Source organism: Cryobacterium sp. GrIS_2_6, from assembly GCF_035984545.1.
Taxonomy (GTDB): Bacteria; Actinomycetota; Actinomycetes; order Actinomycetales; family Microbacteriaceae; genus Cryobacterium.
This window is the reverse complement of sequence record NZ_JAXCHP010000001.1, coordinates 3,395,525-3,416,096: the sequence shown is the minus strand read 5'-3', so window position 1 is coordinate 3,416,096 and position 20,572 is coordinate 3,395,525. Positions and strand designations below refer to the sequence as shown.

Here is a 20,572-nt window from a genome sequence, read left to right as displayed (position 1 = left end):
AGTCACGCCCGGAAGGCCGAGAGGAAGATCGCGGGCGTCTTCCACCAGGACGGCCGGCCGACGAATTCGGTGAAGAGCCGGGTGGTCTTCGCCGCGCTCCGCGCGCTGACGAACCACGGCGGCTTCGGGAAGAGCGCGAATTCGCCGTGCCAGACCGACCGGGGGAAGGGCCGGAACGGCCCGCGGACGATGGTGCGCTCGGTGTCGGCGAGCAGGAGCGCGTTGTGCACGACGCCGATGCCGCTTTGGACGTCGGCCAGCGAGTGGCCGGGGAACGCACCCCACGGCGCCGCTGCCGTGAGGAAGCCCATGGCCGTCCAGGCGTTGACGGCGATCGTGCCGTAGCGCAGGCGCTCAAGCGCCGCGGTGAACCCCCTGCCGAGCCCGCGGATCGTGGCCGGGGTGCCGAGGATGTTCGCGCCGAGAGTGCCGAGGAAGTCCTCGTTGGCCGCGGTGACCGCCGCGTCGAGGAAGGCCTGTCCGGTCCCTTCGAGTTCGATGACGCCGAGCACGGGAGCGAAGGCCTCGACGCCGGTGAGCGCGGCGGGGTCTGCCGTACCCGCCTCGACCAGGAGACGACCGCCGGCCGGGCCGAGCCGGGTGGCCTCGGGGTAGGCGGCGAGCGCGGCGCGTACCCGGGCGTCGCTTCCCGGGTACCAGGGCGGCCGTGCGGGCGCTGCGGCGAGGGCCGCCCGCAGCGCCGCGAGGAAGTCTGCCTTCTGCGGCCAGTCGCGGCTGAGCACGACCACCTGACCGGCGATGCAGTTGTAGCCGCCGTTGTGCAGGCGCTGGGTGGCCACGTGCTCGGCCTGGAAGATCACGTCCCGGCGACTCCAGGTCCCGGGGAGGACGATGATCGGCGCTACCCCGCCGAGCTCGCTCGTGATGGGCTTCTGCAGCAGGGGGGTGCCGGCGGCGCGCCGGGCGCGTCCCTCGGCACCCGGGCCGAAGACGACGACATCGTGGGTCGCCGCACTTCCGGTGATGTGCACGTGGCTTACACCCTCGTGGTGGGCGAGGTACCCGCCGACCGCCGCGCCGCCGGAGACGATCGAGAGCAGTCCCGCCTCGATGAGGGGGGCGAAGGCATCCGCGTAGACCGGAGAGAGGGCGTCGAGCACGGGATTGACCTTGAGCACCGAGACTCGGTTGTGCGCGATCAGTTCGTAGAGCACGTCGAGCGGCGGGATCGACGTGATGTTGCCAGCTCCCAGCACGAGACCGACTCCCCCGGTGCGTGACGGATGCCGCTGGCCGAGCCCGGCACGCGACCGCGCCTCCTCCTCGGTCACGCCAGGCCTGAGCCAGGCCTCAGCGGAGAAACCGTGCAGCAGGAGTGCCTCGAAGGGGGTGCCCGGGAGCACGGGAACGGTGATCCGGCCACCGGGGGCGCGCCCGAAGCGGGTGGCCCGGAGTGGGCTCTCACCGCGATCGAGGGCTCTGATCGAGTTCTGCAGGGTCGCGAGGTTCGTCAGCACGACGTAGGGGCCGGACAGCCACTCCTCGCCGACGAGCGGGGAGTCCTGGTCGAGCCCCTTTGCGAGGGCCGCGACCCGCACCCAGCGCTCGGCCTGGGCCGCGACCGTTGCGGCGACGGCAGCGAGCAATGCGGAGCGCGCGGCCAGGGGCATGTCCGCCCAGCGGGCAACGCCGGCGTCGAGGCCGGAGACGACCGTGTCGAGGGCCGCGCGGACTGCCGCGGAGAGCTCGTCGGCGGGACGTTCGTTGACGGCGGTCGGTTCGGTCGAGGTCATCAATCTCCCTTGATTGCTGCCGGTGGCTCGTGCGGCCCGCGCGCCCGGCCGGACGGCCGGACGGCCCGAGCCTGCGGCGTGCGCGTGCTGAACCAGCAGAGTACCGCACGGCCCTCGACGGGTCCCCACCCCAGTGCGCGGGTGTCGCGCGGATGCGGACGGCACGGCGAGCGTCGCTCCGGGTGCCGGGAGTCGCTGTCCCACCGGGCGACGGCGGCGCCGGCGGCGACAGTCGACGGCGTGCGGGCCGGCGGGTCCGGAGGCCCGCGGGCACAGGAGGAAACCGCGGGTTCGGATCACCGAGCTTTCGGGACGATCAGTGATCCGGACCACGCAGGGCATCGATCTCCGGTGAGGCCTCGGGCGGCCGTTGACCGGTTCGTTTCTGGTGCTGACCAGCGTCTGCGTCGAAGGCGGCAGTTCGTTGATCTTTTGAAAACGTAGGACGTACGCCCGGGGATCGCAACCGGTGCCCGATGCGGCGGCTCGTCGGCATCTGTCTCGAGAGGTGAGTGCGCCCGTCGCGGAACCGTGCCAGCGAAATAGCGCTCAATCAGGTATTTGTCATGGATGAACATCCGTACAACTCAGCGGTTTCCTGCACCGGAAGTGGCCGCATCGGGTGAGGCTGCGCTGATCCGGCGCAAATCCGAGGGAAAAACGGGCTCTCCTGACTCTTCCGTGGGTTAGTCCCGGCCGGGAAGCACGGGTTTGTGCCCGCCGAGGCTGAGCATTGCGAGGGCGATGAGGGCCTCGGGTGATTTGAAGCCGAACGCGATGCGGGTCATGAGGCGGATCTTGGTGTTCATGGATTCGACGCGGCCGTTGGAGAGGCTGTGCTCGATGGAGGCCAGGATCGCGGTGCGGTGTTTCACGATGCTCTTCTGCAGTTTCACGAAGGACGGGATGCGGCAGCGGCGAGCCCAACCAACCCATTTGTCGAGAGCTTCGGTCGCTTCCTCGAGAGGCAGTTTGAAGATCACACGGAGGCCTTCCTTCAGGTAGTACGCCCGAGCCAGCCGGGGGTCGGTCTGCACGATCCAGGCGAGCTTCGTTTGTTGCTTCTCGGTCAGGTTTTCCGGGTTCTTCCAAAGCGCGTATCGGCAGTTCTTGATGCCCGTCGCCCGGGCGCTGTCTGGGCGTGCCGGGGCGTCGGCTGGGGGCCGGCCGCGAGTGCGTCGGGCATCGTTGTGCCGGGCGGCTTTGCGGGCCTCGTTCCACGCGCCCCGGCGGACTTCATCGAGGGCCTCGGTGGCCCATTTCACGACGTGGAACGGATCAGCGCAGCGAACAGCGTTCGGCGCTCGTTCCGCGACAACACTGGCGATCCAGGCCGCACCGTCCGCGGAAACATGCGTGATCAGTGCCGAACGCTCCGGCCCCAACGCATCAAAAAACGTCTCGAGGGTGGCCTTGTCCTGGCCTGGTGCCGCCCAGACGAGACGGCCAGAATCGTGGTCCACGACGCAGGTCAAGTACTTGTGGCCGCGCTTGTAACTGATCTCGTCAATCCCGATCCGGGTGAGGCCCGCGAACTGGTCGAACTGCTTCTCCGTATCTGCCCAAACCCGGGTGATGATCGCGCCCACGGTGCGCCACGCGATGCGCATCAGCACGGTGATGGCGGACTTGGATGTTTGCGTGGCCAGCCACGCGACCTGGTCATCGAAGAACAAAGTGTGCCCGCTCTGATGCCGGGCCCACGGCACGGCGGCGACCGTCACGCCATGCACCCGGCAGCTCACCCGCGGCGCCGCAGCTTCTAAGTGGATTTGCACCGAGCCGGCGTCCAGGGATCGCCAGCGGCGCCGCCCGTCACCGGCGTCGTAGCGCGGGCAGCGCTTCCGGCAGGCCCCGCACCGGTTCCGCATCGATGCCGTTGGGCGCACCGACGCGACCAGCATGCCCGTATCCGCGTCGAGATCGACCGCTTCGACGATGGTTTTGTCGACTCCGAGCAGAGTCCGCCATAGTGTTGAGTTTTGCACGCCGTTTTCTCGTCCCTGTGTTTCTTGCCTTTGTCAGTTAGAAACCTAGACGGAGAGCGGCGTGCACTCGTTAAGGCGCTCGGAAACCACCCACGGTAACGTCAGGAGAGCCGAAAAACGAGGGAAATCCGTGGGAAGTCCGTGGGGTGCATGGCCCGTTCCAGGCGGAAGGAACCGGGGCGGGACGGCTGCCGTGGCGACGATGCCGGCGCACAAGGCGGCCGGGACAGGACTCCCGGATGCCCGGAACGCGCGTCAGTGTGCCGGCGCGAGGCCCGTCTCTTCTGCGGGGACAGCGGGGAGGACCAGCACGAACCTGCCGTGACGATCGCCGGGGACCGCTTCCACCGTGCCGCCCGCGGCGACCGCGACCCTGCGCGCAAGCGCCAGGCCGAGCCCGGCACCGGGGCTCTCTGCCGCCCGGTATCCAGGCGTGAACAGCAGCTCCGGGTCGAGGTCTCCGATTCCCGGACCGTCGTCTCTCACGCTGATCCGGATCGAACCGCCCTGCGCGACCGCCGCGACCGTGACCCGCGTGCGGCCGTACCGCACGGCGTTCTCGAGCAGCGGCGCGAGGGCACGCAGCGCGACGGCCTGCGGAACCCCGAGCTCGAGACCGGGAGCGGGGGCGACGACGATCTCCGGCGCCGCGTCAGCCGGCGCCCCGGCCGCTGCCGCGACAGCAGCGTGCAGCACGGCGTCTACCGGCGCCCGCTCGTCACGGTTCACCTGGCCGCGGGACACCGAGAGCAGGGTGCCGATCACCTCGGTGAGCTGGTCGACGGATGCGCCGATTCGGCCGAACCGCTCCGCTTGCGCCGGCGAGAGCGTCGGATCGAGTCCCGCGAGCTCCGCCTCAGCCCGGATCACCGTCAGCGGGCTGCGGAGCTCATGGGCGAGTTCCGCGGTCAGGCGCTGCTCCGCGATGATCGTGCGCGAGACCCGCGCGAGCAGGCCGTCGAGCACCTGGCCGAGGCGGGTGAGTTCGTCATGGGGCTCGCCGAGGTCGAACCTCCCGGTGAGGTCATCCGCGCTCCATGCGGACGCCCGCCTGGCCATCACCTCGACGGGCCGCAACGCGCGGCGCACGATCCAGGCCGCCATCCCGCTGACTCCGAGCACGACGAGAACGGCGGGGCCGATGCCCACGAGCATGGTACGTGTCTCGGTCCGCTGGTACGGCGCGAGGGACAGGCCGACCACGGCGACGCCGATCCGTTCCGTCTCGCCCGGCAGGACGATGGGCACCGCGCGGAGTCTCCAGCCGCCGCTCTCGCGCTCCGTCGGCTCAGTGACCGAGCTCAGCGCCGCGAGTCCGGCCGTGAGTTCGGACGGTCCCGCGACCGGCGCCGGGTCCGATTCCCCGCCGGTCGGCGTCGAGCCCGTCCCGGTCGCGGTCGCGCTGACGAGCCGGCCGGATGCGTCGTAGATCCAGGTGACGTCGCCGAGGCCGCCGGCCGCGTTCCGGGTGACCCCGATGCCGTCACCCTGGCGCGCGACCGTCGCGAGGGCGGATGCCGCGCGCTCGGCGAGGAGGCCGTCGATGTCCTCGCTCACGACGTGCGTCAGCACGGCGACGGTCAGGGAGAGCAATGCCGCCATGCCGACGGTCGTGAGCAGCGCCGTGGCGAAGACGAGGCGGCGGCGCAGCGACCTCACGCGCGGCAGGGCCGGCAGCCGCGATCGTCCCTGGCGGCGCCCGGACGAGTCCCTGGTCCCGGTCATCGGAGGGCGTACCCGACGCCGCGCACGGTCTCGATCCGTCGCGACGGCGGAGACTCGCGGGCGGCATCCGCCCCTGGCCCGGCGAGCGCAACGGCACCGCCGCCTTCGTGGTCGCCGCGGTCGCTGCCTTCACTGTCGCGGTCGCCGTCGCCGTCGCCGTCGCTCTCGCCGTCGAGCAGTTCGAGCTTGCGGCGCAGCCTGCGCACATAGGAATCGACGGTGTTCTCGGCGACGATGGCGCCGTGCGGCCACGCGGCCGCGACCAGGTCGCGCCGGCGGACGACCTCGCCAGGGCGGGCGAGCAGGGCTGCGAGCATCCGGAACTCGGTCGGCGTGACGGCGATCTCGAGGTCGGCCCTGGCCACCGTGAACCGCTGGGGGTCGAGGCGGAGGCCCGCCGGCTGCCGGTACGGCTCCGGCCTGCCCCGGCGAGCCAGGGCGCCGACCCGCACGAGCACCTCGGCGAGCGCGAACGGCTTGCCGAGGTAGTCGTCCCCTCCGGCGTGGAAGCCGGTGACGATGTCCTGCACGCCCGTTCGCGCAGTGAGGAAGAGCACGGGTGCGAGCTGTCCGGCGGCCCGGAGGGCCTGGCAGACGTCGCGACCGTCGGAGTCGGGCAGGCCGATGTCGAGCACGATCACGTCGACGGGCTGTCCAGGGCCGAACAGAGCGACCGCCTCCGCGCCGGTGTGCGCGAGCAGCAGGCTGTAGCCGGCGCCGCCGAGGGCCTCGGCGAGCACCCGGCGGATGAGGGGGTCGTCTTCGCAGACTCCGACGGTGGGCATGGGGCAATCGTACGCAGTGCCCGCGTGCCGCCCGTGTGAACGGTGCAGGTCAACAGGGGTGACGGGCGTGCCGGTCAGGCGGCGGGCAGGTTCGGCGGCCTAACCTTCTGCTGCACGAGGTCTTCGGCCCGTCCACCGCCGCCCGGCGCCGATTTCCTGTCCGCACTCCACGCAAAGGCACCAGCATGAACCTGATCCAAGCGCTGATTCTCGGCATCGTCGAGGGAATCACCGAATTCCTCCCGGTCTCGAGCACGGGACACCTGACCCTCACCGAGAAGCTCCTGGGGCTGAAGCTCGACGACCCGGGGGTGACCGCGTTCACGGCGATCATCCAGTTCGGCGCGATCGTCGCGGTGATCCTGTATTTCCGGGCCGACATAATCCGCCTGGCCGTGGCGTGGTGGCAGGGCCTCTTCCACCGTGAGGCGCGACTCACGCACGACTACCGCTTCGCCTGGTACGTCATCGCCGGTTCGGTGCCGATCGGCATCGTCGGCTTTCTCGGCAAGGGCCTGATCGGGGGACCGCTGCGCAACCTGTGGGTCGTCGCGGCCGGGCTGATCGGCTGGAGTGTCGTGATGTTCATCGCCGAGCGTGTCGGCAAGCGCAACCGCCCGGAGGAATCGACGACCCTCAAGGACGCGCTCGTCATCGGCGTCATGCAGTGTGTCGCGCTGATCCCCGGCGTGTCCCGCTCCGGTGCGACCATCAGCGCCGGCCTGTTCCGCAACCTCGACCGGGTCGCCGCGACCCGGCTGTCCTTCTTCCTCGCCATCCCGGCACTGACCGCTGCGGGTGCCTATGAGGGCCTCTCCTCGGCGAGCGATATCTCGGCCTCTGTCGGCTGGGTGCCCACGATCGTCGCCACCGTCGTCAGTTTCCTCGTCGCCTATGCCACGATCGCGTGGCTGCTGCGGCTCGTCGCGAAGCACAGCATCGCGGTGTTCATCGGGTACCGGGTCGCGCTCGGCCTCCTGATCGCCGGCCTGCTCGTCACCGGGGTCGTCGCCGCAACCTGACCCCACCCCCACCCGTCGCTCTCTCGCGGCAGGGTGAGCGGGGCCTGCGGGGCGGGGAGGCGAAGGGCGGGGCGGGGTCAGGCGTGGGGTTCGTAGTGGCGGGGCGAGTATGCCTGGGCGACGAGCGTCCGGAGCGCCTCGAGGCTGCCGTGGGCGAGGCCCTGCGCCCGCGCCTGGATCAGCACGTTCCCGATCGCGGTCGCCTCGACGGGTCCCGCGAGCACGGGCAGGCCGGTGAGGTTCGCGGTCAGCTGGCAGAGCAGCTCGTTCTGCGAGCCGCCGCCGACGATGTGCACCGTGCGGATGCTCGTGCCCGAGAGTTCGCTCGCAGCGCGCAGGGTGCTGGCGTACTTCGTTGCGAGGCTCTCGATGATGCTGCGCACGAGGTCGACGGGGGTCGCGGGTGCGGCGAGCCCGTGTGCGGCGCAGTGCTCGCGGATCCGCGCGGGCATGTCCCCCGGTGCAAGGAAAGCCGGGTCGTCGACGTCGAAGACCGTCACCGGCCCGGTCACCTGCGCAGCCTGGGCGAGCAGGAACGGCAGCTCGAACGCGATGCCCTCCAGGTCCCAGCTGCGCATCGACTCGCTCAGCAGCCAGAGTCCCATCACGTTGCGCAGGTAGCGCACCCGCCCGTCGACGCCGCCCTCGTTGGTGAAGTTCGCGGCCCGGCTTTCCTCGCTCAGCACCGGGGAGTTCAGCTCGACGCCGACGAGCGACCAGGTCCCCGACGAGATGTATGCGGCGTTCTCGTCCCTCATCGGCACGGCGACGACAGCGGATGCCGTGTCGTGCGACCCGACGGCGACGAGGTCCAGTCGCGAAACGGCCCCGAGCTCGTGGGCCACCCCGGGCAGCAGGGATCCGATCCGGGAGCCCGGGTCGACGAGCCGCGGGAAGATCGAGCGCGGCAGGCCGAGGCGTGCGATGAGCGCATCGTCCCAGTCCCCGTGACCGGAACCGTGACCGGAACCATGACCGGAACCGTGGCCGTGCCCGTGCCCTGTCGACACCGCGAGCAGCCCGGTCGTCGACGCGTTGGTGCGCTCGGCGACGCGCTCCCCGGTCAGCCAGAAGCCGAGCAGGTCGGGAATCAGCAGCATCGTGTCCGCGCCGTCGAGGCCGCCGGCCTGCCGTTCTGCGGCCAACTGGTACAGCGTGTTGAACGGCAGGAACTGGAGCCCGTTCCCGGCGTAGAGCTCGGCGTGCGACACCAGGGCGTGGATCGACTCGACTCCCGCAGCCGTGCGCTCGTCCCGGTAGTGGAACGGGTTGCCGAGCATCCGCTGCCCGGAGAGGAGCGCGTAGTCGACGGCCCAGGAGTCGACGGCGGCGCTCCGCAGCCCCGGTTCCTCCCGCACGGCGGAGTGCAGGCCGGCGAGGACGTTGCGGTAGAGGTCGAGGATGTCCCAGTGCAGCCCGTCGATCGTGCGCACCGGCAGGTTCGGGAACCGGGCGACCGGCCGGAGTCGCAGCTCGTTGTGGCCGACGTGCCCGAGCATGACCCGTCCGCTCGATGCGCCGAGGTCGATCGCGGCGACGGTCCCCGCGCTGCTCACCACGACGGCACCCCCGCGAGAGTCGCCGTTCCGGTCGAGAGTGCCCGGTGGAACGGCAACTCTCGACCGGAATGGCGAGCCTCGGTACCAGGGCGGCCAGCGGCATCCGCTCGCTTGTGCGAGAACGCTGCCGTGCGCGAGCGGATGCCCCCGCTCATCGCAGGAAGGCGGCGGCGACGCCGGCGTCGACCGGGATGTGCAGCCCGGTGGTGTGGCTGAGGTCGCTCGTGCACAGCACGAAGACCGCGTTGGCGACGTTCTCGGGAAGCACCTCGCGCTTGAGCAGGGTGCGCTGGGCGTAGTACTTGCCGAGGTCCTGCTCGTCGACGCCGTAGACCGCGGCGCGCTTGGCTCCCCAGCCGCCGGCGAAGATGCCGGAGCCGCGCACGACACCGTCGGGGTTGATGCCGTTGACCTTGACGCCGTACTCGCCGAGTTCGGCGGCCAGCAGGCGCACCTGGTGGGCCTGGTCGGCCTTCGTCGCCGAGTACGCGATGTTGTTCGGGCCCGCGAAGACCGAGTTCTTGCTGGAGATGTAGATGATGTCGCCGCCGAGCTTCTGGTCGATCAGCACCCGGGCCGCGGCGCGCGAGACAAGGAAGGAACCCTTCGCCATCACGTTGTGCTGCAGGTCCCAGTCGGCGACCGTGGTCTCGAGCAGGGACTTGGAGAGCGAGAGCCCGGCGTTGTTCACGACGAGGTCGAGGCCGCCGAAGGCGAGCACGGCGGCGTCGATGCCGGCCTGAACCTGGTTCTCGTCCGTGACGTTCGCCTGAACGCCGATCGCGATATCCGTGCCGCCGATCGCCGCTGCGGCCTCCTGCGCCTTGGCCAGATCGAGGTCGGCGATCACGACGCAGGCGCCCTCGGCCGCGAGCCGGGTGGCGATCGCCTTGCCGATGCCGCTCGCGGCGCCGGTCACGAGCGCGATCCGTCCGGCGAGCGGCTTGGGCTTCGGCATCCGCTGGAGCTTGGCCTCTTCGAGCGCCCAGTATTCGATGGCGAACTTCTCGGCCTCGTCGATCGGGGAGTAGCGGGAGAGCCCCTCGGCTCCGCGCATCACGTGGATGGCGTTGATGTAGAACTCGCCGGCGACGCGCGCGGTCTGCTTGTTCGCGCCGTAGCTGAACATGCCGACGCCCGGGATCAGCACGATGAGCGGGTCGGCACCCCGGATGGCGGGCGACTCCGGGGTCGCGTGCCGGTCGTAGTAGGCCTGGTAGTCGAGGCGGTACTGCTCGTGGAGTTCGTGGAGCCGGGCGAGGGACTCCTCGACCGAGGCGTCCGCCGGGAGGTCGAGCAGGAGCGGCGTGACCTTGGTGCGCAGGAAGTGGTCGGGGCAGCTCGTGCCGAGGCCGGCGAGCCTCGGGTGTTCGGCGCTGGCGAGGAAGTCGAGGACCTCGGGCGCGTCGGTGAAGTGGCCGACCTTGGCGCTGTCGGTGGAGACGAGGCCGCGGAGGGTCGGCGCAAGCGCGGCGGCCTTGGCGCGGCGCTCGGCCGCCGAGAGCGCGCCGAAGCCCTCGAGCGGGGCGCCGAAGGGCTCCGACTTGGAGTGCTCCTCGATGTAGGAGGTGGCGGTCTCGATGATCCAGAGCGAGTTCGCCTCGGCCTCCTCGCTCGTGTCACCCCAGGCGGTGATGCCGTGGCCGCCGAGGATCGCGCCGATCGCGCCGGGGTGGGCGTCCTTGATCGCGGCGATGTCGAGGCCGAGCTGGAAGCCGGGGCGGCGCCAGGGCACCCAGATCACCCGGTGGCCGAAGATCGAGTCGGTGAGTTCTTCCCCGTCGACGGCCGTCGCGATCGCGATGCCGGCGTCCGGGTGCAGGTGGTCGACGTGGGCCGCGTCGACCAGGCCGTGCATCGCCGTGTCGATCGAGGGGACGGCGCCGCCGCGCCCGTGCAGGGCGTAGTCGAGGGCGCCGACCATCTCGTCTTCACGATCGAGGCCGGGGTAGACATCCACCATCGCGCGCAGCCGGTCGAGGCGGAGCACGGCGAGGCCGGACTCGGTGAGGGTGCCGAGGTCTCCGCCGGAACCCTTGACCCAGAGCAGCTCGATGGTGGTGCCGGTGACGGGGTCGATCTCGGTGCCCTTTGCGGAGGTGTTGCCCCCGGCGTAGTTCGTGTTCTTGGGGTTCGCGCCGAGGCGGTTGGAGCGGGCGACGAGCGCCGCGGCCGTGGGATTGGTGGTCATGATCTGCTTTCCAGGGGCTGGGAGAGGAGCTAGAGGGCACAGGACGAGCGGGGGCAAGCACGGGCGGTGCGGGGTGTCGGGCCCCGACTGTTGCGGCGGGGAGGGTGGTCTAGGCGCCCCAGCCGGCCTGGGTGCCGCCGACGCGTTCTGCGCAGATCTTCTCCTGGTAACCGGATGCCTTGAACGCGGCGATCGGGTCGGCGGCGAGTCCGCGGGACTCGCGCCACGCGGCGAGGTCGGTGCGGACGTCGGAGTAGAAGGCGTCCATCATGATGCCGTTGGCGCCGAGGACGTCGCCGGCCTCCTGGGCGGCAGCGAGGGCGACGGTGTCGACGGAGAGGGCGCGGGCGGTCATTTCCTGCACGTTGAGCACGGAACGGATCTGGCCGGGGATCTTCTCCTCGACGTTGTGGCACTGGTCGAGCATGAACGCGACGGTGGAGTCAGGTCCGTAGCCGCCGCCGCGGATGACTTCGTAGAGGATCCGGAACAGCTGGAACGGGTCCGCGGCGCCCACGATGAGGTCGTCGTCGGCGTAGAAGCGGGAGTTGAAGTCGAAGGAGCCGAGCTTTCCGAGGCGGAGCAGCTGCGCGACGATGAACTCGATGTTCGTGCCGGGTGCGTGGTGGCCGGTGTCCAGGCAGACCATGGCGCGGTCGCCGAGGGCGGCGACCTGCGCGTAGCTGGTTCCCCAGTCGGGCACGTCGGTGTGATAAAAAGCGGGCTCGAAGAACTTGTACTCGAGGACGAGGCGCTGGTTCTCGCCGATCCGGGCGTAGATCTGGGCGAGGGAGTCCGCGAGGCGGTCCTGCCGGCCGCGGATGTCGCCCTGGCCCGGGTAGTTGGTGCCGTCCGCGAGCCAGATCTTCAGGTCGGCCGAGCCGGTGGCGTGCATGATGTCGATGCAGTCGAAGTGGTGGTCGATCGCCATCTGGCGCACCTTGGGATCGAGGTGGGTCAGGCTGCCGAACTTGTAGGCGTCGTCCTGGAAGGTGTTCGAGTTGACCGTGCCGAGCGTGAGACCCTTCTCCGCGGCGAACTCGCGCAGACCGGTGTAGTCGTCGACCTTGTCCCACGGGATGTGCAGGGCCACCTTCGGCGAGAGGCCGGTGACCTGGTGCACCTGCGCGGCGTCGGAGATCTTCTCCTGGATGGTGCGCGGGGTGCCGGGCGTGCCGAACACCTTGAACCGGGTGCCGGAGTTGCCGAACGCCCAGGACGGCAGTTCGATGACCTGCCCCTCGAGCTGGGCCAGGGTGTCGGGGCTGATGCTCACGTTGTGCTTCTTTCGGTCGGGGCAGCGGATGCGGCGGCGAGGGAGTCGAGTTGGTCTTCCAGATTGAAGATCTCGGTCAGTGGGAGGAAACCGGTGTCGGGAGCACCGTCGAGGGCGACGAAGAAGTCGCCCATCTCGGCCTGCCAGCGGGCGTTGACCTCGGTTGCGGCCATGCCCGCCTGGGCGGCGGCGAGGCTCGCGGTCTCGAAGTAGCCGATCAGCAGCCCGTCGTCGCGCAGGAAAATGGAGTAGTTGTTCCAGCCCGTGCTCTTGAGGGCCAGCAGCATGTCGGGCCAGACTGCGGCGTGGCGGCGACGGTATTCGGGGATCAGCTCCGGCTTGACCTGGAGCTGAAAGCACACGCGGTGCTGGGTATCGCTGCTCGACATTGAGGTTCCTTGCTGGTTCGGATTCCGAAAATGAATCGATTCAAGCTTGCCGTGCGGAGCGCATTCCCGCAAGGCCGCGGGACGGATGCAACCGGCATCCGCCCCGCAGCCGACTCGCGCGGGCACTGCGATAGTGCGGGTGATACGGGGTTGTGCGGGTGGAACGACCTAGAAGTTGAAGTCCGCGATGTTCTCCTTGGTGAACGTGAACGGCTCGCCGAGGAGCACGGTGGCATCCTTGCCGACGGTGAATTCGCCGAGGGCGCCTGCGGTGAACTTGTCGCCTTCCTTGCCGGTGATGGTCCCGTCGATCAGGGCCTTGGCGCCGAAGGCGGCGAGGTAGCCGAGGTCGGCCGGGTTCCAGAGCGCGAATGCCGTGACCGTGCCGTCGTTGACGTAGTCACGCATCTGGTTCGGCGTGCCGAGACCGGTGAGCGCGACCTTGCCCTTGTACTGCGAGGTCTGCAGGTAGCGGGCCGCCGCTGCGATGCCGACCGTTGTGGGCGAGATGATGCCCTTCAGGTTCGGGTGCGACTGGAGCAGGGCCGCCGTCTTGTCGAAGGAGGTCTGGTCATCGTCGTTGCCGTAGACGGTGTCGACGAGCGTGACGTTCGGGTGGTTCGCGGCGAGTTCCTTCTTCATCGTCTCGATCCAGGCGTTCTGGTTGGTCGCGTTAGCTGAGGCGGAGAGGATGGCGACCTCGCCGGTGTCGCCGATCTGCTTGGTGATCAGGTCGACCTCGATTTTGGCGATGCCGTCGGCCGTGGCCTGGTTGATGTACAGGTCGCGGTACTGCGGGTCGGTGTCCGAGTCGAAGGTGACGACCTTGGTGCCGGCCGCTCGGGCCTCGTTGAGGGCGCTGCCGATCGCCGTGGGGTCGTCGGCGGAGATGATGATCGCGCCGACTCCCTGCTGGGTGAGCGTGTTGATGAAGCTGACCTGGGCATCGGCCGCGGCGGTCGCCGGGCCGACCTCGGCGTAGGTTCCGCCGAATTCGGTGATCGCCTTGGATCCGCCCTTGTCGGAGGTGTCGAAGTAGGCGTTGCCGAGGTTCTTCGGCAGGAACGTGATCGCGTAGTTCTTGTCGCCGGAGCCGGACGCTGCTGCACCGGTGGAGGTGTCGGTCGAGGCAGAACTGGAGCATCCGGTGGCGAGGATGGCGATGGCTGCGACGCCGGCGACGAGCGCGACAGCGCGGGCGCCGTGGCGCCGGGTGGGGGTGGAAGGAGACATCGTTGTGCCTTTCAGGTGGGGTGAAGCGGATGTTGGTGGTCGGGAGAGGGAGCGGAGCGGTTACTGCTTCTGTTTCTCTGGCGTGGCACGACGGAAACGCAGGCTGCGGAACCACGACAGAAATCGGGGGGAGAGCACGGACAGGATCAGCAGGGCGCCGGTGATGATGTTGATGACGTCCGAGCTGACATTGGCGAGGCGGAGCGCGCTCTGCAGCACGCCGATCAGGAGGACGCCGGCGATGACGCCGTGGATGGCGCCCTTGCCGCCGAAAATGGACACTCCACCCAGGAGGACCGCGGCGATGACCGACAGCTCGAGTCCCATCGCATTGTCACCGCGGGCGCTGCCGTAGCGGAAGGTCCAGTAGATTCCGGCGAGCGCGGCGATCAGCCCCGTGAGCATGAAGGCGACGACCTTGGTGCGATTGACGTGCACTCCGGAGAAGTGCGCGGTCTCGGTGCTGAAGCCGATCGCCACGATTCCGCGGCCGAAGGGGGTGAAGTGCAGGAGAGCGACGAAGACCACGATCAACGCGACGACCAGCACCATGGCGACGGGGATGCCGGTGCTGCCGAACTTCGACTGGGCGAGGCCGGTCCAGAACGCCGGGAAGCTCGTGACGGCGGTCGTCCCGAGCAGGCCGACGGCGATGCCGCGATAGAGGGCGAGCGTGCCGATGGTGACCGCGAGCGAGGGCAGGCCGACCACGGTGACCAGGAGCCCATTGATCAGGCCCGCGACGAGGCCCATCACCAGGCAGGCGACGATGGCGACCGGGACCGGCCAGCCGGCCTGGGTCAGGATGCCGAGCAGGACGCTGCTCAGGCCGAGTGTGCTTGCGACGGAGAGGTCGATCTCGCCCATCATGATCACGAGGGTCATCGGCAGGGCGATCATCAGGATCGGCGCGACGTCGAGGAGCAGGAAGCCGAGGGTTGTGGTGGTGCCGAAGCGTCGCACCTCGAGCGAGGCGATCACGATCACGAGGATGAGGGCGACGATGACCGCCATCTCGCGGGTGAGGAGCAGTCGCATCCAGAAGGGACGACCGTAGTCGGCGTAGACGCGCGTGCCGGTCCGGCTGTCGGCCGGGGCGGAGATGGTCATGCGGAGACCTCCCGTTCTGAAATGAGTTGGCGGGAGAGTCGGAGGGAGAGGACCCGGTCGAGCACGATAGCGCCGATGATGAGTGTGCCCACGACCGCCTGCTGCCAGAAGTCGGGGATGCCCAGGATGGGCAGGGCACGGTTGATGGTGAGCAGCAGGACCGCACCGATGGCCGCGCCGTAGACGGTGCCGCTGCCGCCGAAGATCGCGACGCCGCCGATCACGGCAGCACCGACGGCCTGCAGCTCGAGCCCGGTGCCCGTCTGCGAGTTTGTCGTTCCATAGCGGGCAGCGAAGAGCACGCCGGCGAGCCCGGCGAGGGCGCCGCAGAGAAGGAAGGCGACGAGGATGCGACGGGTGACGCCGAGTCCGTACAGCTGCGCGGCATCGGGATCCGAACCGATCGCGTAGAGCTCCCGACCGCCACGCTGGTTGCGCAGGTACCAGCCTGCGACGAGCACCACGATCAGCGCGATGATCGTGAGGTACGGCACGAAGAGCAGCGCACTCGTACCGAGGGCGAGGAAGTCCTTGGGCAGGTCGGACGCGTTCACCCGGTTGCTGCCGGCCCAGAGCACGTTGATGCCCCGGTAGGCATACAGGGTTCCGAGCGTGATCACGAGAGCCGGCACCTTGCCGAACGCGACGAGGGCGCCGTTGAGCAGGCCGAGTGCGGCACCGAGTGCCATGCCTGCGGCGAAGACGACGATGATCGGGATGCCGGGCACGTCGATGAAGAGGCGCCCGGTCAGGTAGGCCGTCAGTCCGACGACAGAGCCGACCGACAGGTCGACCGATCGGGTGATGATCACGATCGCCTGGCCGACGGCCACGAGCACGAGGATCGACGGGGTGAGGAGCAGGTCCCGGAATCCGTCCTGGCTGAAGAGGAAACTCGGGTTCTTGATCGTGGTGATGAGCACCACGATCACGAGGGCGGCGAGGATGCCGGTCTCGCGGGAACGCAGGAAGGTGCGCAGACCACGCTGGAACCCTCCGCCGCCCGCTCCGGTGGGCGTCTGGGTGCTGGTTGTCGTGGTCACTGGATGGACTCCGTTGAGTGGGTGGCAGCGAACATGATGGACTCGGCCGTGGCATCCGCCCGAGAGACCTCCGCGGTGATGCGGCCTTCTCGTACGACGAGTACACGGTCGGCCATACCCAGGATTTCCGGCAGTTCCGAGGAGATCATCACGATTCCGAGGCCCTCCCCCGCGAGCTGCGAGAGCAGGCGATGCACCTCGGCCTTGGTTCCGACGTCGATCCCGCGGGTGGGTTCGTCGATGATGAGCACCTCGGGGTGCGTCGACAGCCACTTGCCGAGCACGACCTTCTGCTGGTTTCCGCCGGAGAGCGTTCCGACCTCGGTGTCGAGGGCGTTCGTCTTGACCTCGAGGCGGCCGGCCCAGTCCTTGGCGGCCCGGTTCTCGAGGCTCGAGTCGATGAACCCGAAGCGACTGAGCCGGGTACGGGTCGAGAGGGTCAGGTTGCGGGCGACGGATGACTCGAGCACGAGGCCCTGCTTCCGGCGGTCCTCGGGCACGAGGGCCATTCCGGCAGCCATGGCCGCGGTCGGGTTGAGCTTCGGAACGGACTTCCCGTGCATCCGCACGGCTCCGGAGTCGTAGCGGTCGACGCCGAAAACGGCGCGCACGATCTCGCTGCGACCGGCGCCGACGAGGCCCGAGAGCCCGACGATCTCGCCGGACCGCACCGTGAAGGACACATCGTGGAAGACACCGGCGGAGGTCAGCCCCTCGACTTCGAGCAGCACGTCGCCGACAGGGGCGACCTCCTTCGGGAACAGGTCGGTGACCTCGCGGCCGACCATCCTGCGCACGATCTCGTCGACGCTCGTGGACTGGATCGCATCGGTCGAGATGTATTGCCCGTCGCGCATGACCGTGATGGTGTCGCAGAGGGCGAAGACCTCGTCGAAGCGGTGCGAAATGAAGACCAGGGCGCGGCCCTCGTCACGCAGGCTGCGGGCGACGGCGAAGAGCCGGTCGACCTCGACGCCGCTGAGGGCTGCGGTGGGTTCGTCCATGATCAGCACCCGGGCATCCACCGAAATGGCCTTGGCGATCTCGATGATCTGCTGGTCGGCGATCGACAGCCCCTCGGCCGGGCGGTCGGGGTCGATGCGCACCGCGAGGCGGGTGAACAGTTCCTCGGCCTCAGCGCGCATGGCCTTGCGGTCGATCCGGCCGAAGCGCTGGGTCGGCTGGCGACCCATGAAGATGTTCTCCGTGACCGAGAGGTCGGGGAAGAGGGTGGGCTCCTGGTAGATGACCGCGATGCCGGCCGCCTTGGCCTCGGCCGTCGAGCGGAAGTCGACGCTTTCGCCGCGGAGCAGGAAGTCCCCCGCGTCGCGCTGGTAGAGACCGGCGACGATCTTGACGAGGGTCGACTTGCCCGCGCCGTTCTCCCCCACGAGGGCGTGGATGGAGTTCATGTGCACGGTGAGGTCGGCGGACGTGAGCGCGACGACCGATCCGAAGGCCTTGGCCACTCCACGCAGTTCGAGGGCCGGCGGGCCGGAATTACTGGGGCTGATCGACATTGACGGGTCCTGACCTCCACATTGAGGAACGCTGGGGAAACGCGCGAGCGGGCGTTGAATCGTTTTAATTCTGCGAACACAGGGAAATCTATTTCGATGCCACCGCAGCTGTCAAGTAACAACTGCGTAACGACGAGCTATTCTCGGAGCATGGTGGCAGTGGGCGGAACAAACCCCGACCCGCCGCGAAAACACCGCGCGGATGCCGGTGGCTGGATATCCGTGCCCCGATCTGACACGATTCATCGTGGCCCCGTGCGGCCCGATCTGGAGAAGACCCGATGTCCGTAAGCGTGCGTGAGGTGGCCGCGACCGCCGGCGTGTCCGTCGGCACGGTGTCGAATGTGCTCAATCGCCCGGACAAGGTTTCCCCGAGCACCGTCGAACGCGTCCAGGCGGCGATCAGCCAACTCGGTTTCGTGCGCAACGACGCAGCCCGCCAATTGCGTGCCGGTCGCAGCCGGAGCATCGGCCTCGTCGTCCTCGACGTCGCCAACCCCTTTTTCACGGATGTCGCGCGCGGCGCCGAAGACCGCGCGGCCGAGGACGGCCTCACGGTGCTCCTCGGCAACAGCGACGAGAACCCGGGGCGCCAGAGCGCCTATCTCGACCTCTTCGAGGAACAGAGGGTGCACGGCGTGCTCATCTCACCCCTCGGGGACGTCGGCGACCGCCTCTCGCGGCTCCGCGCCCGCGGCACACCGACCGTGCTCGTGGACCGCGAGATCGCCGACCGGAGCTTCTCGTCCGTCGCCGTCGATGACGTGGCCGGCGGATACCTCGCCGTGAGCCACCTCGCCGCCATCGGACGCACCCGGATCGCCTTCGTCGGCGGCCCCCAGAGCATCCGCCAGGTCGTCGACCGGCTCGAGGGCGCCCGCAAGGCCGTTGCCGAGCACCCGGGGGTCGTCCTCGAGACGATCGACACGGACTCGCTCTCGGTGTTGCAGGGGCGATCCGTCGGCGAGCAGCTGCTCGCCCGGGCCGCGGGCGAACGCCCGGACGCCGTCTTCGCGGCCAACGACCTGCTCGCGATGGGCGTGCTCCAGGCGTTGAATATGCTCGGCGACGTACGGGTCCCCCGCGACATCGCCCTGATCGGATACGACGACATCGCCTTCGCGTCCGCTGCCGTTGTGCCGCTTTCGTCGATCCGCCAGCCGAGCGCCCTGATCGGGTACACCGCCGTCGACCTGCTGATGCGCGAGGCCGAGGGCGGCGAGGACTTCGAGCACGAGCAGATCCAGTTCCAGCCCGAGCTCATCATCCGCGAGTCGACCGCGGGCTGAGCCCGCGGCATCCGACCGCCCACGCAGCCCGCGCCCGCGCCGGCTTCCGCAGCCCGCCCCCTTTTCGACGGAAACCGCGCCGGTTTGCGCAGGCCGCGCCCGCTCTTTCGGGTGCGGCCTGCGCAAACCGGCGCGGCGGCGAAGACCGGGGCGCTGGATCCGGCTAGAAGTGCATGTTCATCGCGACCGGTTCCCCGACGACGGGCGCTTCGACGACGGGCTGCTCGGAGACGACGTCTTCCGGGTATCGTTCGGCTTCGATCTGCTGGAGGCTCTTGCCCTGGGTGTGCGGCGCCCAGACGGCTCCGACCACGAGCGAGACGGCGAGGAAGCCGATCAGGATGAGTCCGAGCCAGGACAGCCCGATCGAGGTCAGCAGGATCGGGAAGACCATGCTGAGCAGGCCGACCATGATCCGGGCGACGAAGAACAGGATGCCCTGCGCGCTGGCCCGGTACTCGGTCGCGAAGAGCTCGCTGGCCCAGAGGCCGTAGAACGCCTGCGCGCCGATGCCGGCTGCGACGCCCCAGAGCACGGCGAAGGAGAGCAGGGCCGGCATGGTGGGTTCGGCGAAGACGAGGACGGCCCAGGCCGCAATGCCCAGAAGTGAACCGACGATGTAGAGGATGCGACGGTTGAACCTGTCCGCGAGGCGCATGAAGCCGAAGTAGGTCGTGGCCACGGTGAGACCCCAGACGAGCGCCTGCAGCAGGTACTGTTCCGTGGCGCTCTCGACGCCCGCGGCGGCGTACACCCGTGGCATGAAGATTCCTGCCTGTCCGGCGACTATATTCCAGAACGAGTACACGCCGATCAGGAAGAAGATCGCGGTGATGTTCGCCTTCTTGCTGAAGAGCGCCTTGACCCCATGGAAGACGTTGGTGGATGTCGCCTTCGCGTTGGATTCCTTCCAGATCGCCGTCTCCGGCAGTCCCTGCCGCATGTACCAGGTAATGAAGGCCACGACGAAGAGCTCGGCGAAGATGAGCCGGCTGCCGAGGAGGCCGAGGGGCTCGACGGCGACGGCGAGGAGGAAGCCGATCAGCGGGCCGCAGGACCAGGCGAGCTGGGCGGCGCCGACGTGCTTAGCGCGCTGCCCGGCCGGCGCCTGCTCGGAGAGGTACGTCCACGAGGCCGGAACGCCGGCCCCGACGGCGATACCGGTGATGATGAAGGCGAGCAGCAGCATCCCGTAGCTCATCGCGAACACGGCGAGGGCGACGCCGAACATATAGACGATGAGGTCGTAGGTATAAATGAACTTGCGACCGTACTTGTCGCACAACGGGCCGCCGATGAGCGCACCCGCCGCCGCACCGAACGCGTTCGCGCTCAGGGCCGCGAGCAATCCGACCGCGAAGTCGTCGATCCCGAATTCCTTCTGCCAGAGCGACAGGCTGGTTGCGATCGCGATGATCGATCCCGCTTCGATGTAATTCGACATCGCCACCGAGATGGTGGCTTTCATTCCGGTTGTGCTTTTGTTTCCAATTCGGACCACGAATGGTCCTCCTTTGCTCTCGTCATTGATGCAGAGGCTCGTGGCCTCGGCTTCGAGGACGCGATGCGGTGGCGCCGGTGGCGCCGCACCCTTCATTGAATGAAACGATTCAATAAGGTGTTCCAGCAGACTACGTCACAATCGTGTGCCTGCCTAACCATTTCGGGTGCGCCGTGACCGGGGGCGA

15 protein-coding genes are annotated in these 20,572 nt (G+C 68.9%); 2 read left to right on the top strand and 13 right to left on the bottom strand.

What is annotated here, in order from left to right:
* Positions 1-2: 2 nt before the first annotated feature.
* The 4 genes from RCH22_RS16580 to RCH22_RS16565 all read right to left on the bottom strand — a co-directional run bounded on the left by RCH22_RS16580 (position 3) and on the right by RCH22_RS16565 (position 6,252).
* Positions 3-1,754, bottom strand: coding sequence for an aldehyde dehydrogenase family protein (locus RCH22_RS16580; RefSeq protein WP_327014761.1), 1,752 nt, complete (start codon positions 1,752-1,754; stop codon positions 3-5).
* 686 nt (positions 1,755-2,440) lie between these two features.
* On the bottom strand, positions 2,441-3,742 hold the full coding sequence (locus tag RCH22_RS16575; protein ID WP_322135197.1) for an ISL3 family transposase: 1,302 nt from the start codon (positions 3,740-3,742) through the stop codon (positions 2,441-2,443).
* Positions 3,743-3,997: 255 nt separating this feature from the next.
* Entirely contained in the window at positions 3,998-5,467 is a 1,470-nt protein-coding gene (locus RCH22_RS16570) for a HAMP domain-containing sensor histidine kinase (RefSeq protein ID WP_327014760.1), read from the bottom strand.
* Positions 5,464-6,252, bottom strand: coding sequence for a winged-helix domain-containing protein (locus RCH22_RS16565; RefSeq protein ID WP_327014759.1), 789 nt, complete (start codon positions 6,250-6,252; stop codon positions 5,464-5,466). Before RCH22_RS16565 ends, RCH22_RS16570 begins: the two co-directional genes overlap by 4 nt.
* 185 nt (positions 6,253-6,437) lie before the next feature.
* Here RCH22_RS16565 and RCH22_RS16560 point away from each other — a divergent pair, with 185 nt between their 5' ends.
* Positions 6,438-7,274, top strand: a complete 837-nt coding sequence (locus tag RCH22_RS16560; protein WP_327014758.1) for an undecaprenyl-diphosphate phosphatase — start codon at positions 6,438-6,440, stop codon at positions 7,272-7,274.
* 77 nt (positions 7,275-7,351) lie between these two features.
* Here RCH22_RS16560 and RCH22_RS16555 read toward each other — a convergent pair whose 3' ends face one another.
* The 8 genes from RCH22_RS16555 to RCH22_RS16520 all read right to left on the bottom strand — a co-directional run bounded on the left by RCH22_RS16555 (position 7,352) and on the right by RCH22_RS16520 (position 17,595).
* The gene (locus tag RCH22_RS16555; RefSeq protein WP_327015556.1) at positions 7,352-8,773 is read right to left on the bottom strand and encodes a rhamnulokinase family protein; all 1,422 of its coding nucleotides are present in this window, start codon (positions 8,771-8,773) and stop codon (positions 7,352-7,354) included.
* Between the two features lie 211 nt (positions 8,774-8,984).
* Positions 8,985-11,024 (bottom strand): bifunctional aldolase/short-chain dehydrogenase, encoded by a 2,040-nt coding sequence (locus RCH22_RS16550; RefSeq protein WP_327014757.1) that lies wholly within the window; start codon positions 11,022-11,024, stop codon positions 8,985-8,987.
* Positions 11,025-11,133: 109 nt separating this feature from the next.
* Complete coding sequence (gene rhaI / locus RCH22_RS16545; protein ID WP_327014756.1) at positions 11,134-12,300, bottom strand: L-rhamnose isomerase; 1,167 nt, start codon at positions 12,298-12,300, stop codon at positions 11,134-11,136.
* Positions 12,297-12,689: an L-rhamnose mutarotase gene (locus RCH22_RS16540; protein WP_327014755.1), complete on the bottom strand. Its 393-nt coding sequence runs from the start codon at positions 12,687-12,689 to the stop codon at positions 12,297-12,299. The genes rhaI and RCH22_RS16540 overlap by 4 nt, the downstream gene beginning before the upstream one ends.
* 168 nt (positions 12,690-12,857) lie before the next feature.
* Complete coding sequence (gene rhaS, locus RCH22_RS16535) at positions 12,858-13,922, bottom strand: rhamnose ABC transporter substrate-binding protein (protein ID WP_327014754.1); 1,065 nt, start codon at positions 13,920-13,922, stop codon at positions 12,858-12,860.
* Positions 13,923-13,982: 60 nt separating this feature from the next.
* Entirely contained in the window at positions 13,983-15,032 is a 1,050-nt protein-coding gene (locus RCH22_RS16530; RefSeq protein ID WP_327014753.1) for an ABC transporter permease, read from the bottom strand.
* Positions 15,029-16,012, bottom strand: a complete 984-nt coding sequence (locus RCH22_RS16525; RefSeq protein ID WP_134446407.1) for an ABC transporter permease — start codon at positions 16,010-16,012, stop codon at positions 15,029-15,031. Before RCH22_RS16525 ends, RCH22_RS16530 begins: the two co-directional genes overlap by 4 nt.
* A 59-nt stretch (positions 16,013-16,071) precedes the next feature.
* A complete protein-coding gene (locus tag RCH22_RS16520) occupies positions 16,072-17,595 on the bottom strand; it encodes a sugar ABC transporter ATP-binding protein (protein ID WP_327014752.1) in 1,524 nt (507 codons plus the stop codon).
* Positions 17,596-17,876: 281 nt separating this feature from the next.
* Here RCH22_RS16520 and RCH22_RS16515 point away from each other — a divergent pair, with 281 nt between their 5' ends.
* A complete protein-coding gene (locus RCH22_RS16515; RefSeq protein WP_327014751.1) occupies positions 17,877-18,884 on the top strand; it encodes a substrate-binding domain-containing protein in 1,008 nt (335 codons plus the stop codon).
* 163 nt (positions 18,885-19,047) lie between these two features.
* Here the strand turns inward: RCH22_RS16515 and RCH22_RS16510 are convergent, their stop codons facing one another.
* A complete protein-coding gene (locus RCH22_RS16510) occupies positions 19,048-20,328 on the bottom strand; it encodes an MFS transporter (RefSeq protein ID WP_327014750.1) in 1,281 nt (426 codons plus the stop codon).
* Positions 20,329-20,572 lie beyond the last annotated feature (244 nt).